This window comes from Paenalicyclobacillus ferrooxydans (genome assembly GCF_001399675.1).
GTDB lineage: Bacteria > Bacillota > Bacilli > Alicyclobacillales > Alicyclobacillaceae > Alicyclobacillus_B > Alicyclobacillus_B ferrooxydans.
Genome location: NZ_LJCO01000085.1, coordinates 97010 through 110690, shown reverse-complemented (window position 1 = coordinate 110690; position 13681 = coordinate 97010). Strand labels below are relative to the sequence as shown.

Sequence of the window (13681 nt, the reverse complement as noted above, 5' to 3'; positions counted from 1 at the left end):
CCCACATGCCCTCAAACGCCTAGAGTTTAGCCTAATTAACCGTTCCTTCTTAATCCTACTTGAACAGGACAATGAAATCCTGCGAATGAGCGAGCATTCGTGAGAAAAACCTTATTCCACGAGGGAGCTCCCAGGGCCGAGACTTAGGTAGCCCACCTTGCCGAGTCCTCCACCGCAGTTAATGAAACGGTTGTTTCCGACGTAAATCCCTACATGGCGACCTTTTTCAAAGATCACGAGGTCTCCAGGACTTCGGTTCGAAAAGGACACCGGATCGCCCACGCGTCGATACTGTCCACGGCTTGAAGTCGTAAAGTGGTAGCCCAGCGCGTGATGATAGACGTATTCTGTAAAGTTACTACAGTCAAAACCGTACTGTCCCCGGTCTTCATTGTGACCCCAAATGTACTTGGTCCCGATCTTGCTTCTGGCGACCGCAAGGACGGCATCCACCTTCGCCTGATGACTGGCACCAAGCCCAGCTCTGGCACGAATCGTATGGTCAATCCGAACCCCTCGCGGCGGCAGATGAATCCCTGCCATGGCTGGGAGCGCGTCGTCTTGTTCTTGTGACAGTGCAGGCGAAACAAGCTCGTCCGGCACATTCACAATATGCGATTCATGAGTCTTGTCGTTGATGAGGAGAACATGTGTAATCTTTTCGTCGGGATACGCCGAAGTTGCGAAGTTGACAATGCCATCCATGCTCGACGCATCAAGGATATCTTCGCCGTCTTGCTGTCCGTCAACAGGGACGGTGTGGATGACAACCTGGTTCTCGTCACGTTGATAATCTGTGAGGACAACTCTCGTCAGATTCGCGGATACCTTCTGGCGGGTGAGCGGCACCTCTGCTGCGGCTTGATTGTTCGTTTTTTGTGTTTGAGCTTGGCAACCGCTCATCGTGCAAAGCATCATCGAACAAAGTCCGACAATCGTGGCTTTTTTGAGAGTGCGAAACGGCATCATGTTACCACCTTCGTGACGTTTTCAATCAACAAAGGTGATGCTTTCCAATCTACCCGTCGTCTATCCCTCGAGGCGGCAACTTGATAAATCACCTTGATATGACCAACGAAATGGAGCGTATATTCGTCTCCGAATTCACGCTCCATTTGCAGGTGATTACCGATAGTGTCACCCAACGTAGATGCTGTTGCCCATGGTAATCACTCGTTGACTGATTCAATTCGTTATTTATTTACGCAGATTTCATTTTTCCCGATTTATGCATCAGCTGTGTACTTTCTTCATTGAGTCCAACTAAGCGGACTGACTTATCCAACTTATCATATCTATCCAGTACTCTTTGGATGCCTATAACGGAGGCGTGGTCCCAGAGGTGAGTATGACTAAAGTCGATGATAACTTCATACGGATCATTCTCGATGTCAAACAAGTCAACAAAATGGGTCACTGTTGCAAAAAACATCTGGCCTTTAATCGAATATGTCTTTACTCCGGACGAACTAGTAACTGTAGTTGCGTGAATCCGCGCCATTTTCCATCCGATAAAGACAGCATTGAAAACCACGCCGACGAAAACACCAATTGCAAGGTCGTTCGTGGCAACTACGGTAGTGACCGTAGCGACCATCACGAGTGATTCAAAAATCGGCACCCGCCACAGATCACGCAGCGACTTCCACTCGAATGTGTAATAGGAAACCATGAACATAACGCCAACCAAGGCAGCTACAGGGATTTGGCTTACAATCGGACGCAACGCAACAATGAGTGTGATAAGTAAAGCTCCAGAAACAAACGTTGAGAGACGCTTGCGGCCTCCATATTCGATATTGAGCGCAGACTGACCAATCATCGCACATCCCGCCATAGCCCCAAAGAATCCCGTGAAAATATTCGCAATACCTTGACCGCGAATTTCCTTGTCTTTATTACTCTTGGAGTGTGTCATATCATCAATTACCGTCGCCGTCATCAGTGTTTCCAGGCTGCCAACCAGAGCGATTGGCACAGCGTATGGCAAGACAATGGTTAGGGTGCGAAAGTCGAGTGGCACAGTCGGCACATGAAAGTAGGGCAAATGCGCTTGAAGGTGTCCAATGTCGCCTACTGTTTGTAATGGCAGCTTAAACAGCATACTCGCCGTCGTCATGACTACAATCGCGATCAAGGAAGCTGGCACTGCCTTCGTGATAAACGGCAATCCCCAGACCAAAAGCACCGTTACACCGCAAACGATATATGCTGTTGTTCCTTGACCCATGACATGGGGCAGCTGTGCCATAAAAATGAGAATCGCCAGCGCATTGACAAACCCGATGACGACACTGCGAGATACGAAGGTAATAAAGCGACTAATTCTTAAAGCGCTCATGGCCAGCTGTATCAATCCGGCTAAGATGCCAGTTGCAAACAAGTATTGATCGCCATGGTTTTTAACGAGCAGAACCATCAGTAACGCAGTTGAACCCGTAGCCCCTGAAATCATTCCGACGCGGCCGCCAAACATGGAGACGACAACGGCGATAATGAACGCTCCGTACAATCCAATCATAGGATTCACACCGGCAATCATGGAAAAGGCAATCGCTTCGGGTATCAGCGCGAAAGCAACGGCTGCACCAGCTAAGATGTCCTTTCGAACATTGCTGAACCACTCTTCTTTTAAGTTTTGAAAATACACTCAATACCTCCACACGTGAAATTTTGTGGACGCTCAAGTCTCATGAGCGTCACGACCACTCGCTCGTTTCGAGGGTCATAACCCGTTCAATAGCAGCATTTTGCAGTATAGAGTGCATCTTTCGATGCGTCAAGACCCGCAAATCGACGTAAACGCCATCATGGAAGATGTAAAGTTGCGCTTGGTCAAAGTTCAGTTGACACTCTTGATCTCTCGACACAAAGCGTCCATCAAATTTTCACCGACTTCAACCTGTCCGCCTGGAAACACCCATCCACCGTCTCGGGTTTTAACCAATAAAACATTGCCTTCACCGTCTTCTACGATTCCTCCTACGGCGACGATATGCGTTGGAAATACCATTCGAGCTCCCCCTCGTTACTCGGATTTCGTAATCGTATGCCAATGTACAGAACATTTCCTGTCCTCTCGTCATCATCTCTCAATCGTGTGAAACGTCAATACATCATTCGGCATACAGTGCGTGAGAGTTATGTTGTCTACAACGGCTGCAACCAAAAACACCAGGCTCCAGCAGATTATGCGCTGCTGGCCTGGTGTTCGTTTCAAACCCCGGTGTTCGTTTCAACGTCAAGCCTTCAAAGATTATTCAACAGTCCGGATGTCCGATTATGAAAGAAGTCCCTGTTGAGTCAGCCATTGTTTAGCAACTTGAGCTGGCGTCATTTTCTGCTGGTCCACCTCTTCGTTTAACTTCTGCATCTCAGCATCATCAATTTTACCAGCCAGTTTGTTCAAGATTCCCTTTAACTCTGGATGGGCTTTGAGAGTACTGTCCTGAATGATTGGCGCTGCGTAGTACGGTGGAAACAGGTGTTTGTTGTCCTTCAACACGACCAGATTGTACTCGGGAATCTGAGGATCCGTTGAAAATCCATCAATTACATCCACCTTGTTACTAATCAGTGCTTCGTACTTAAGTCCAATTTCCATCGGCTTAACCGCTTTAAAATGTGTCCCGTATAACTTATTCATCGCAGGCAGAGCATCGTTTCGAGTGACAAAGTCCTGCTCCGTTCCAAGCACCAAATTGCCAGACTGCTTCGCCAACTGTGAGATGTCTGTGATGCCAAGTTTATTGGCCTCAGACTTCTGCATCACCATCGCATAGGTGTCGTTGAACCCGATTGGTTTAAGCCAGGTAATGTGGTATTTGGACTGAAACTGTGCCTTAACTTCGTTGTAGGCCTTGTTAGGGTCCGTTGTCACCGGATCCTTCAGGATGTTGACCAATCCTGTGCCGGTATATTCGACGTAGACGTCTACATCCTTACTCTTCATAGCCTCCCAAGCCACGTTGCTGTCGAGGTTATCCTTCATCTTTACAGTCAGTTTTGGGTCATCATGTTGAATCAGCTGTTTCAGGATGTTCGACATAATCAGCTGTTCAGTAAAGTTCTTACCGCCGATCACGATGGTATTATTCGCTGAACCTGCAGACCCACAGCCCGCAACCCCTGCGGTGAGGGCCACAGCAGTGACTGCTGTAACACCAACCCGCGTTGCTCTCTTCGAAAACAGTTTTTTCGTAAATTGTCCAACATTCAACCTAGGTTTCCCCCTTTTATATCTTTAAAGCGTTATATCTATACAGCGTTATATCTTTACAGCGCACAACTGCGAAGCGGTACTGCTCTGCTTCAACTGTCAACACCTATCTCAGGCCGCGCGGTGTCAGGGATTTATCAATCCAACCTAACAACGCATCAAAAATGATCGCCAGTAAAGCCGCAGGAATCGCGCCAACGAGAATCAGTGGCGTGTCAATCATATCAACGCCCCGCATAATGAGATCTCCGAGGCCCCCCGCACCAATAAAGGTGGCCAGCGTAGCGACACCAATGGTCAAAACAGTCGCGGTTCGAATTCCCGCCATAATGACATTTCGTGCGAGTGGCAGCTCCACTTTGAGGAGAATCTGCGAACGTGTCATGCCCATGCCGCGCCCCGCCTCAATGAGGGATTGATCCACATCCATGATGCCTGTGTAGGTGTTCCGAACGACTGGCAAGAGTGCATACAAGGTAAGTGCAATCAAGGCCGGAAGTGATCCAATACCAAAGATCGGGATCATGAACCCGAGCAGTGCGAGACTCGGAATCGTCTGAATGACAGACACAATCGCGAGAATAATGGTTGCCGCTGTCTTGTTACGGGTAATGTAAACGCCAATCGGGATGGAAATCACACAGGCAACCACGACAGATACAAGGCTCAGGAAAATATGCTGCTCAAGTGCCGTGAGCAAGTTTCCCCAGTTGCTGTTAAATGCTTGCCACAGTGCTGCCATCGTCTGATTCCTCCCCTGTTAATGGCGTAATGACATTGAGAACGCTGGCACGCGTCACGACACCAATCAGCTTCTCTGACCGGTCGACGACTGGAAGAAAGCCCTTTGCATTGGTCTGCAAAATGGTGAGAACTTCTTCCACGTTGGAGTCGGGCATAACAGTTGGTGCATCCCGACGCATCGCCATTTCTGCCGTCGCTGATTCATTTTGATAGTGTTCATAGACTTCTTCTGCACCCACTACTCCCAGATAGCGGCCTTCCCTATCGGTGACAATCAGGCTGTTTACATGACGTCGCCGCATGTGTTGTACACATTCAGCAATGCCGCGTCCCGGCCTGACCGTGACCGCCTCCGTCATCACTTCCTCTACATGACGGAATGCGTTGAATTGCATAAAACGTTTCTCACCCACAAACTCTCGAACAAAATCGTCTTTCGGATGGCGAAGAATTTGCTCTGGGACATCGTGTTGCACAACGTGTCCGTTCTGCATCAGGACGATTTGGTCCGCAATTTTGAGGGCTTCATCCATATCATGTGTGACAAAAACAATCGTTTTCTTCAGTTGCTCCTGGAGTTTGATCAGTTCATCTTGTAATTGCTCTCTGCTGATGGGGTCAAGTGCGCTGAATGGCTCATCCATCAGAATGATATCCGGGTCTGCTGCGAGCGCTCGAGCTACGCCGATACGCTGTTGTTGACCACCACTCAGTTGTTTCGGGTAACGTTTACCGTACATCCTCGGGTCGAGATCCACCAATTCCATCAGCTCGTCTGCACGTTTCATGTACTGCTCCTTGTTCACCCGAAGCAGTTTCGGGACGAGCGAAATGTTTTCCTCGATCGTCATGTGTGGAAAGAGGCCGATTTGCTGGATCACGTATCCAATTTTGCGGCGAAGTTCTACCGGATCGACCGCTTTCGTGTCGTTTCCAGAAACAAATATCGAGCCGCTTGAAGGCTCTATTAGACGATTAATCATTTTCAGCGAGGTTGTCTTTCCACATCCGGAAGGACCAATCAAAGTCACGAGTTGTCCACGCTGAATGGACAGATTTAACTGCTTGACGACACGGGTATCCCCGTACACCTTGTCTACATTACGAAATTCAATTGCTGTAGTCATAAACACTCCTCTCACAAATCTCCAGGGGCGTTGCATAATGCCTTGCATCAGATGTGCGTTTGCGTTGAATGTCCAAGTGAAGCGACTCTATGAGCGGAAATCACCGAGGATCGCTGAGAATCGTCTCGTATTTGCTGTGCTGCGTGCTGGGACGCACAATCACGTACGCTCGACTGTCATTCCTGCTTCACGCAAGTCGTTCGGTCTCAACTCCCTTCAGTTTGAAAAGCGGCATTGTTCTTCAGTTTTGGTTGTGCTGCTGGATCAGCAGCATCCTGGCATAGCCAGAAACGGGGAAAACAGGTAAGAGGAAAACAGAGCAATCCTCCAGTATTCGCCTACGAGGTTAGCTGTCGGGTTCGTCGACACAGCTGAGGGACGTGCTCGTTTCTGAGCTCATCTCTTCAGTGTCGCCTATGGCAACCTGCTGGCGCAGGTCGACAATTCACCCCAATTCGTGGTTCCCCCGCTCTCACGCACAAGGCATGAAACTCGGCCCTTCCCTAGACACTCTTGGGTGATGTTGCGATACGAATATATCTACCATACCATGAAAACCAATTGATTGCCAAATTGGTGACATATTTGACAAAAAAACTGGGCCCGACGCCGACCGACACGAACGTGAGTGTCGCCGTTGGGCCCTGCTTCCTCAACATGAATGGAAACTACGCGTGCTCAAACACTTTGAAGACATCTCTCTCGTGCTTCCAGGTATTCACGATACAGCTTATCGACGAATGCTGCTGCGCTCGTGACCTCGTGGACAACGCCGATCCCCTGCCCACTACCCCAAATGTCCTTCCAGGCTTTCGCCTTGCCTGCTCCAGAAAAGTTCATCTTCGAAGGATCACTTTCCGGCAATGACGTGGGGTCTAAACCCGCAGCCTGTATGGACGGCGCAAGATAGTTTCCGTGGACACCCGTAAAGAGGTTGGTATAGACAATATCATCGGAAGTACCGTTGACAATGGCTTGCTTGTACTCGTCTGACGCACGAGCTTCGTGTGTCGCAATAAACGGAGATCCGATATACGCAAAGTCAGCCCCCATTGCCTGCGCTGCAAGCACTGCACCTCCGGTAGCTATCGACCCGGAAAGAGCAAGAGGCCCATCAAACCACTCGCGAATTTCTTGCACGAGCGCGAACGGGCTCTTCGCACCAGCATGACCTCCCGCGCCCGCTGCGACAGCAATTAAACCGTCTGCGCCTTTGGCGATCGCCTTGTGCGCAAACGTGTTATTAATAACGTCATGTAAGACGACGCCTCCATAGCTGTGCACAGCGACATTCACTTCTTCACGTGCTCCAAGCGATGTGATGACGATGGGAACTTTGTACTTTACACAGACTTCCATGTCCTGTTCCAAACGGTCATTCGACTTATGCACAATCTGGTTGATTGCAAACGGAGCAGCTGGATGCTCAGGATGGCTGGCATTATATGAGGCAAGCGACTCCGTAATTTCTGCCAACCACTCATCCAGCTGAGAAGCGGGCCTCGCATTCAATGCAGGCATAGACCCAACGATACCTGCCTTACATTGTGCAATCACCAACTTAGGGGTGCTAATAATGAACATCGGCGAACCAATAACCGGAATGCGTAATCCCTTCAGGACTGATGGAACTTTCGACATGATAGTACGTTCCTCCATTCGTCTGTGTGCAAGGACTTCCGTAGCTTCTCTACCTGCATTATAGCGCAGCTGCCATTTTTAAGGGGATAAACCTTTGCGCTGATTGGCTGGTTCCATATCTATCTCGACCGAGCAATTAACCGTTCCGCTTAATTGCTGTGTCGATAAAGAGAATGCCCTCATGTCGATAAACAACGAGTCTTAGGAACATTTGTACCCAGGCAGGAATTCACAGGATCTGGCGTGAAACGCTCTTAAGAAATCATTCAAACAAAATATTCAGATTACAAAGGGGCGTTCGTCATGAGGGATTTTCACTTGGAGTCTATTAAAGCCAAAGAAGAGATGGAAAATGCATATCTGCGATGGAGCATGGCCGACCCACTGTACGAACAAGAACGTTGGCTTGCATATCAAGCCGCAGTCGAGCGTTACAACGCGATCGTAACTGAGGCAAGTGGAAGACTCGGGGCACGAGAGGTCGTCCTGCCATGGTTGCAAAGCGATGTGTCTGCATAATCATTCTGGACTAAGAACGATGCAATCATAAGCTGTTCAGCAGGTTTCGCGAAAAGAAGTCAATTAACGCGCAAACTTCCTATACTTTTGAACCGCAAAGTGACAGATTCTGCATATCGCTCGATTTTATACTTTTTGCAAGCAGAGTACTAACTCATATAGGTGCCTGCGTACAATGTTTTGTGCTTGTCACGAACTTGGAAACAAAAAGTAACGCCGAATCGTAAGAACGGGGGACTTAAAGAATTAGGGGTGAAGGATTTATCCAGGGCTACCTTTTCGGCCCGAACCCGTCAGCTAACCTCGTAGGCGTGCGAAAGGGAGAGCAGTGCATGACGCGTAGTCGTAACTGGATTTTTTTACTGTGCCTTCTTATGATGAGCGCTTTTGTAACACTCGGTGGAATATCCTCAGTTGTGTATGCAAACGTCAAGAACGCTGCCATTGACACAAGTACCCCTTGGGTCGCTGATTATCGGGTGTCCGCGGTGAAGTCAGCAGGATCGGCTTCGACGAACGATCAGTTAAGCATCACCGCACTGCGGATCGAGGAGTCTTCTAGAACGCCCGCTACAACCACGTATTATCTGAAAGCACCAAACGGAATCTCCGCTAGTACCAAAGCTCATAGCCGCCCCATCGTGCAGAGAGTTCGCCCTGGTGATACATTATGGGCACTAGCCGCACAAAACGGCACTTCAGTTCAAGCCCTCATGCAGATGAATCACCTCAATACAGCAGTGATTCATCCTGGGCAGAAGCTCATCGTCTATAAGCCTGGTTGGAAGATAAAACATGTTGTAGTTCATGCAAGCCGCCGGGCCATATCACCGCACGTCAACCTGACATCCGTCAGTTCCAAAGGAATCCCCGTTCAACTCATTCCAGTGTACATGGCAGCAGGCCAGAAATATGGGATTCCATGGACTGTACTCGCCGCTATCCATCGAACAGAGACCGACTTTTCAACCGGTGCAGTTGTCAGTTGGGCAGGTGCTGAAGGCCCTATGCAATTCATGCCGTCAACTTTTCAGCGTTACGGAGTAACGGCCCCAGGGTGTCAGGGGGCACCGGATATAAACAATGTGTACGATGCTATCTACACTGCGGCTCATATGTTGGCACTCGACGGATACTCGAGCAATCCCGTCGGAGCCCTCTATCAATACAACCACTCTATGACTTACGTTGAATCTATCCAGTCCTTGGCACAAGCCTATCAAGTATGATTCGCATGTACTTCTCCAGCGCTTTGGCAAAAGGGGCAGCATACAGTCTTTCAGTCACGACCGATAGAGACCAGAACTGCGTCGCAAGCGCGGGCTAAATCCCTGCCATTTAGGAATATCTGCATGCCTCTTTTACCGGCACTGATACTGACAGGGTCTAGTCCAGCAACAGACGTGTCCAAATATATGGGATATTTTTTCTTTAGTCCCAAAGGGGATACTCCGCCTCGAATATATCCGGTTAAGGCCTGAATTTCTTTCACAGGAACCATTTCGACCTTTTTATTTCCGCTGGCGATGGCCAACGCTTTCAGATTGAGTTCCGTATCACCTGGAATACAGGCCATCAAAATACCTGACTTATCGCCGCGGAGAACCAGTGTCTTGAAGATTTGCGACGGGGAAATCCCAACTTTTTGGGCGACGGTTATTGCATCAAGTGCGTCTTCGTCCCAGTCGTATTCATGAAGTGTATAAGAAACTTTCAAGGTGTCTAAAATTCGACATGCCGTCGTTTTTGAAGCCACTGCAATCCGCTCGCTTTCTGTCTGCGCGTCCGCTCATTCCATATATTGAGGTCATACACAGGCGCATGGATTTAGGTCTTCACGAACATCCATGCGCCTGCTTGACCTATTATATTGAATTACTTGCCAAGAAGGGAGACGACCTACCCCACTCTGCTCTGTTATTTGGTGCTCGACAAGTTTATCAGGAGGCACTAGGGCTATTTTGCCCACCAACGGAAGGGTCGTTTTTACCAAGCACTTTCTCTGTGTACTTCTGAAACAATCCCATAGCCCATGCTTCATGCATTCCTCCGAAAGCACTCAGCAAAACGACCGCGGGCGAAGTCTCGCTCCCACCCAAACCGGTGAGGAGCAAACCAGCCATGAGAGCGACGAAGCTTCCCATCACACCACCTACCACCGGCTTTAGCACATACCACATGGTAAAACGTTCATCGAGGTCTAGGTGCAACCTGTGTATATAGAGCGCACCCAGTGCGCGAAGGGATGCACCCACAGCACCCGACACTGCCCCAACCATCGTAATATGCAGAATGGGACCTGCATGAAAATCAGCAAACAAATTTGACCGATACATGATAGCTACCGTCCATACAGCGATCCACATTACGTGATACAGTGCCTCCAGCCACAGCACCCATCCTTTGCTGTATCGAACAGCTCGCTTTGCAAGTGCTACAGCGTTTTGAATGTTCATGAGTTCAAGGTCCGGTATGACTTGCTCATCTCCTAATCCATTCACAGCCTTCCCAATCATACTGAGTAAATCATATGTCCGATATCCAGAATCTGTTATGTCCTGAAGATCCGCCAAAACGTCAGTGAGCTGTGCCTTTACAGCATCTGACAGTTTGGGCAACACCGAGGTGGTTTGTGCCGTTTTCATACTGCTGTTCTGCGACAAGAGAACCGCCCCTCCCTTTTACTTAATGCCTATGCTCACGTTATGCCAAACTGGTGAAGCGGCGTGAGTATATGTCTCCATCGAATGGTAACAACGCCCCCACCAAAAACACTTCACTGAGGCTTTTCATTTGGACTGAGGCTTTTCATTTTGGCGGTTGCCGAGGAGAGGCTTTCGGCCACACCACTGTACTTCCATGTGTGTATAATGAAGCATCGATACCTCGGTGAAGGGGCGAAGCAGAAGATGAATGACAAAGTACTCCAAGCTGCGATTCGAGGGGAAGAATCTGCTCGTCACGGACTTTTTACGTTCCTTCTTCTGCTTACACTCGTCAACCTCGACATCATGGCGAGAAAGACGAAAAAGGAACAAGAACGCGCGACGCAGACATGGGTAGCATGGGGGGTCATTTTTGTCCTGCTAGCCTTTTTCTTTATCACGCCTGAGCAAGAACTCATCCAGAGTATGCTGGGAAACCAGTCGCAGCAAGTTAGGTAAGTCGAGTAACGTCAGCGGCACGAATTCCTCTGTGAATTCGTGCCCCATTTGGTTTTATTAGCCGTGCCCCCTGTTCCAACGACACCATCCACTGCACATATCCATACAACGATTTATAGATTAAAACCCAGTGAAGGCAGGAACTTAACAAAAATCAAGATAATATCAAATAATCCGAAAACTGCCAACACTATTAAATAATATCTCTAGCAATGCTATAGTTGTCTTCGAGTGACTAAAGTGAGGAGCTCTCGATTTGATAGCGATAAACATTAATTCGGAGGCAAGTGTATTTGACGCCATCGTTCGGGTCAATCACCTGTTGCAAGACACCTCTTTTGATGTCACGGAAAGGCAGTCCATTTTTATCAGTGTGTCCGAAATCGTCCGAAACGTACTGAATCACGGTGGTGGAAGCGGTCGCCTGTATTGTACACTCGACCATCAAGGATTTCGTCTCACCTGCATCGACGAAGGACCAGGCATTGAAAACCTTTCCGAGATATTAGACGGGAACTACATATCAGGCAGTGGACTCGGAGCCGGTTTGGCGAGTGTCAAAAGATTGATGGACGAGCTCTACATTACGACATCATCGGAGGGGACTAGGATTGTTGCTGTCAAAAGAGATCGTAGACAACGATAGGCACAGGTCTGAACGACTCTTATCAATGGGCCAGATTGCCGCTGGGATCGCCCACGAGGTCAAAAATCCATTGACATCCGTCAAAGGTTTTTTACAACTGTTGCGAGAGAAGTACCAGGACGACTTCTTTACGATTGCTGAGTCCGAACTCGATAATGCCATCGCAATTATTACCGACTTTCTTAAAGTCACGAAACCGGAGATGGATGACGAATCGTACCAAGTCGTGAACGTTGCAGCAGAGCTCGAGGCCGTCCTCAATCTCTTCTTGGACAGGCAATACCGCATCTCCGTCATTAAGAACTTCCGTGATACGAAGCAGACCATCTATGCTAAGAAAAACCAAATTAAGCGCGCTCTCTTTAATATCCTCAAGAACGCTTTTGAGTCTATCTCAAGCGACACAGGGATTGTACGAGTGAGTCACTATGTCGAACACAGTCAACTCGTCATCATCATTGAAGATACCGGTGTAGGGATTCATGAAGACAAGATCTCAATGCTTGGAACACCTTTTTTTACAACCAAGGATGAAGGAACAGGGATGGGCCTCTCTCAAGTTTACTCCACCGTATATGGTCATGGAGGAACCGTTCATGTCCAGAGTACTCTTGGTGTAGGTACTCAGTTTTCAATTTATCTCCCGATTGAGTCTAAGGAGGAAAGACCCTTGACCGAAATTGACGTCATTTATTCTACTGGGCTGACTTTACAGGGCTTTGTGGAAGCCAACCAAGAGAGATTTCGAGATCACTTGCTGTCAAATCGCCCCGAAATCGCATCCACACTCCTCAAAATCAAAGAGGAATCAGGTGTCGATCTCGTCAACAATGCCCTCATACTCGTTGAGCTTACGCTTGGTAATCATCCTCACGAACTCGCCCTATTCGCCAACAAGGAAGGGAAACTGTGGGCGAAACATTCGCTCCAAGTCAGCTTCAAGCTGGAGTGGATTGAAACTATCAAGAGAGTGCTCTGGGACTACATTTACAACTACTACCGTGTCCAAGAGACAAATTTCAGCCTGACTGCCTTTTTTGAATTGGAACGCAGTATTAATTCCACGCTTGACTCATTTCTCACCCACTTTACAATTAGCTACAACCAGTTCAAGGATGAACTGTTGCAATCGCAGCGAGAACTTGTTGAGAATTTGAGCGTTCCCATCATTCCCCTCACAAAAACCGTATCGATTGTTCCGCTTATCGGGACGATTGATACGTTTCGAGCAGTCACCGTCCAGGAAAAAGTGTTACGACAAATTGAACTCGACAGAATAGAGACCATGATTATCGATTTATCTGGTGTAACATACCTCGACACCGCGGTGCTCAATCACCTGTTCCACCTGTTTGACGGTATTGAAATGATGGGCTGCAAAGCGATTGTCACAGGAATTCGTGCTGAGATTGCAAGTGTCCTGGTAAAGACAGGACTCTCAATGGGCCACAACGTAATCAAGAAGGGGAACTTGCAACAGGCACTCGAAATCCTCGATTTACAGCACTGAAATTTGGTCAATCATTGGTTCAATACCAACAAAACTTGGTTCAATACCAACAAAAGTCAACCAAACCGTGGCAAGCCGAGCCGGTTTGGTTGACTTTTTTGTCAGTATGCT

Annotated in this window: 14 protein-coding genes, 1 pseudogene and 2 riboswitches; of the genes and pseudogenes, 6 read left to right on the top strand and 9 right to left on the bottom strand. The window is 48.4% G+C overall.

Translation table 11 applies throughout. The features are described from left to right. Positions 1-111: 111 nt before the first annotated feature. The 6 genes and pseudogenes from AN477_RS25735 to AN477_RS20105 form a co-directional block, all read right to left on the bottom strand. The gene (locus AN477_RS25735) at positions 112-966 is read right to left on the bottom strand and encodes a C40 family peptidase (RefSeq protein ID WP_054970978.1); all 855 of its coding nucleotides are present in this window, start codon (positions 964-966) and stop codon (positions 112-114) included. A 235-nt stretch (positions 967-1201) separates the two neighbouring features. Beyond that, entirely contained in the window at positions 1202-2650 is a 1449-nt protein-coding gene (locus AN477_RS20120; RefSeq protein WP_054970977.1) for a SulP family inorganic anion transporter, read from the bottom strand. 204 nt (positions 2651-2854) lie between these two features. Beyond that, positions 2855-3013: pseudogene (locus AN477_RS23995) on the bottom strand (NUDIX hydrolase); the annotation flags it as partial. Between the two features lie 267 nt (positions 3014-3280). Then, positions 3281-4219 carry an ABC transporter substrate-binding protein gene (locus tag AN477_RS20115; RefSeq protein WP_245631906.1) on the bottom strand — a complete coding sequence of 313 codons (939 nt, stop codon included), beginning with the start codon at positions 4217-4219 and terminating at the stop codon, positions 3281-3283. A gap of 106 nt (positions 4220-4325) precedes the next feature. Then, positions 4326-4961 (bottom strand): ABC transporter permease, encoded by a 636-nt coding sequence (locus AN477_RS20110; protein ID WP_054970976.1) that lies wholly within the window; start codon positions 4959-4961, stop codon positions 4326-4328. Further along, on the bottom strand, positions 4936-6090 hold the full coding sequence (locus AN477_RS20105; protein ID WP_054970975.1) for an ABC transporter ATP-binding protein: 1155 nt from the start codon (positions 6088-6090) through the stop codon (positions 4936-4938). Before AN477_RS20105 ends, AN477_RS20110 begins: the two co-directional genes overlap by 26 nt. A 37-nt stretch (positions 6091-6127) precedes the next feature. Here AN477_RS20105 and AN477_RS20100 point away from each other — a divergent pair, with 37 nt between their 5' ends. Continuing rightward, positions 6128-6397: a hypothetical protein gene (locus AN477_RS20100; protein WP_054970974.1), complete on the top strand. Its 270-nt coding sequence runs from the start codon at positions 6128-6130 to the stop codon at positions 6395-6397. 13 nt (positions 6398-6410) lie between these two features. Next, positions 6411-6598, bottom strand: a riboswitch (cyclic di-AMP (ydaO/yuaA leader). A gap of 170 nt (positions 6599-6768) precedes the next feature. On the opposite strand, the gene AN477_RS20095 is transcribed toward AN477_RS20100, so the two are convergent. Next, positions 6769-7731, bottom strand: a complete 963-nt coding sequence (locus AN477_RS20095; RefSeq protein ID WP_054970973.1) for an NAD(P)H-dependent flavin oxidoreductase — start codon at positions 7729-7731, stop codon at positions 6769-6771. A 303-nt stretch (positions 7732-8034) separates the two neighbouring features. Between AN477_RS20095 and AN477_RS20090 the strand changes: the two genes are divergently transcribed. Together AN477_RS20090 and AN477_RS20085 are read left to right on the top strand one after the other, a co-directional pair. Further along, positions 8035-8250, top strand: a complete 216-nt coding sequence (locus tag AN477_RS20090) for a hypothetical protein (protein WP_054970972.1) — start codon at positions 8035-8037, stop codon at positions 8248-8250. A gap of 204 nt (positions 8251-8454) precedes the next feature. Further along, positions 8455-8577: riboswitch (cyclic di-AMP (ydaO/yuaA leader) on the top strand. A gap of 5 nt (positions 8578-8582) precedes the next feature. Further along, positions 8583-9479 carry a LysM peptidoglycan-binding domain-containing protein gene (locus AN477_RS20085; RefSeq protein WP_054970971.1) on the top strand — a complete coding sequence of 299 codons (897 nt, stop codon included), beginning with the start codon at positions 8583-8585 and terminating at the stop codon, positions 9477-9479. 50 nt (positions 9480-9529) lie between these two features. Here AN477_RS20085 and ybaK read toward each other — a convergent pair whose 3' ends face one another. Both ybaK and AN477_RS20075 read right to left on the bottom strand, forming a co-directional pair. Further along, positions 9530-10006 carry a Cys-tRNA(Pro) deacylase gene (ybaK, locus tag AN477_RS20080; RefSeq protein ID WP_054970970.1) on the bottom strand — a complete coding sequence of 159 codons (477 nt, stop codon included), beginning with the start codon at positions 10004-10006 and terminating at the stop codon, positions 9530-9532. 184 nt (positions 10007-10190) lie between these two features. Beyond that, positions 10191-10913, bottom strand: a complete 723-nt coding sequence (locus tag AN477_RS20075) for a hypothetical protein (RefSeq protein WP_054970969.1) — start codon at positions 10911-10913, stop codon at positions 10191-10193. Positions 10914-11159: 246 nt separating this feature from the next. On the opposite strand from AN477_RS20075, the gene AN477_RS20070 reads away from it, so the two are divergent. From AN477_RS20070 to AN477_RS20060, 3 genes are all read left to right on the top strand, one after another. Continuing rightward, positions 11160-11414: a hypothetical protein gene (locus AN477_RS20070; protein ID WP_157062086.1), complete on the top strand. Its 255-nt coding sequence runs from the start codon at positions 11160-11162 to the stop codon at positions 11412-11414. Positions 11415-11670: 256 nt separating this feature from the next. Continuing rightward, a complete protein-coding gene (locus AN477_RS20065) occupies positions 11671-12060 on the top strand; it encodes an ATP-binding protein (RefSeq protein ID WP_054970967.1) in 390 nt (129 codons plus the stop codon). Then, positions 12029-13570, top strand: coding sequence for an ATP-binding protein (locus tag AN477_RS20060; protein WP_054970983.1), 1542 nt, complete (start codon positions 12029-12031; stop codon positions 13568-13570). The genes AN477_RS20065 and AN477_RS20060 overlap by 32 nt, the downstream gene beginning before the upstream one ends. The last annotated feature ends 111 nt before the right edge of the window (positions 13571-13681 follow it).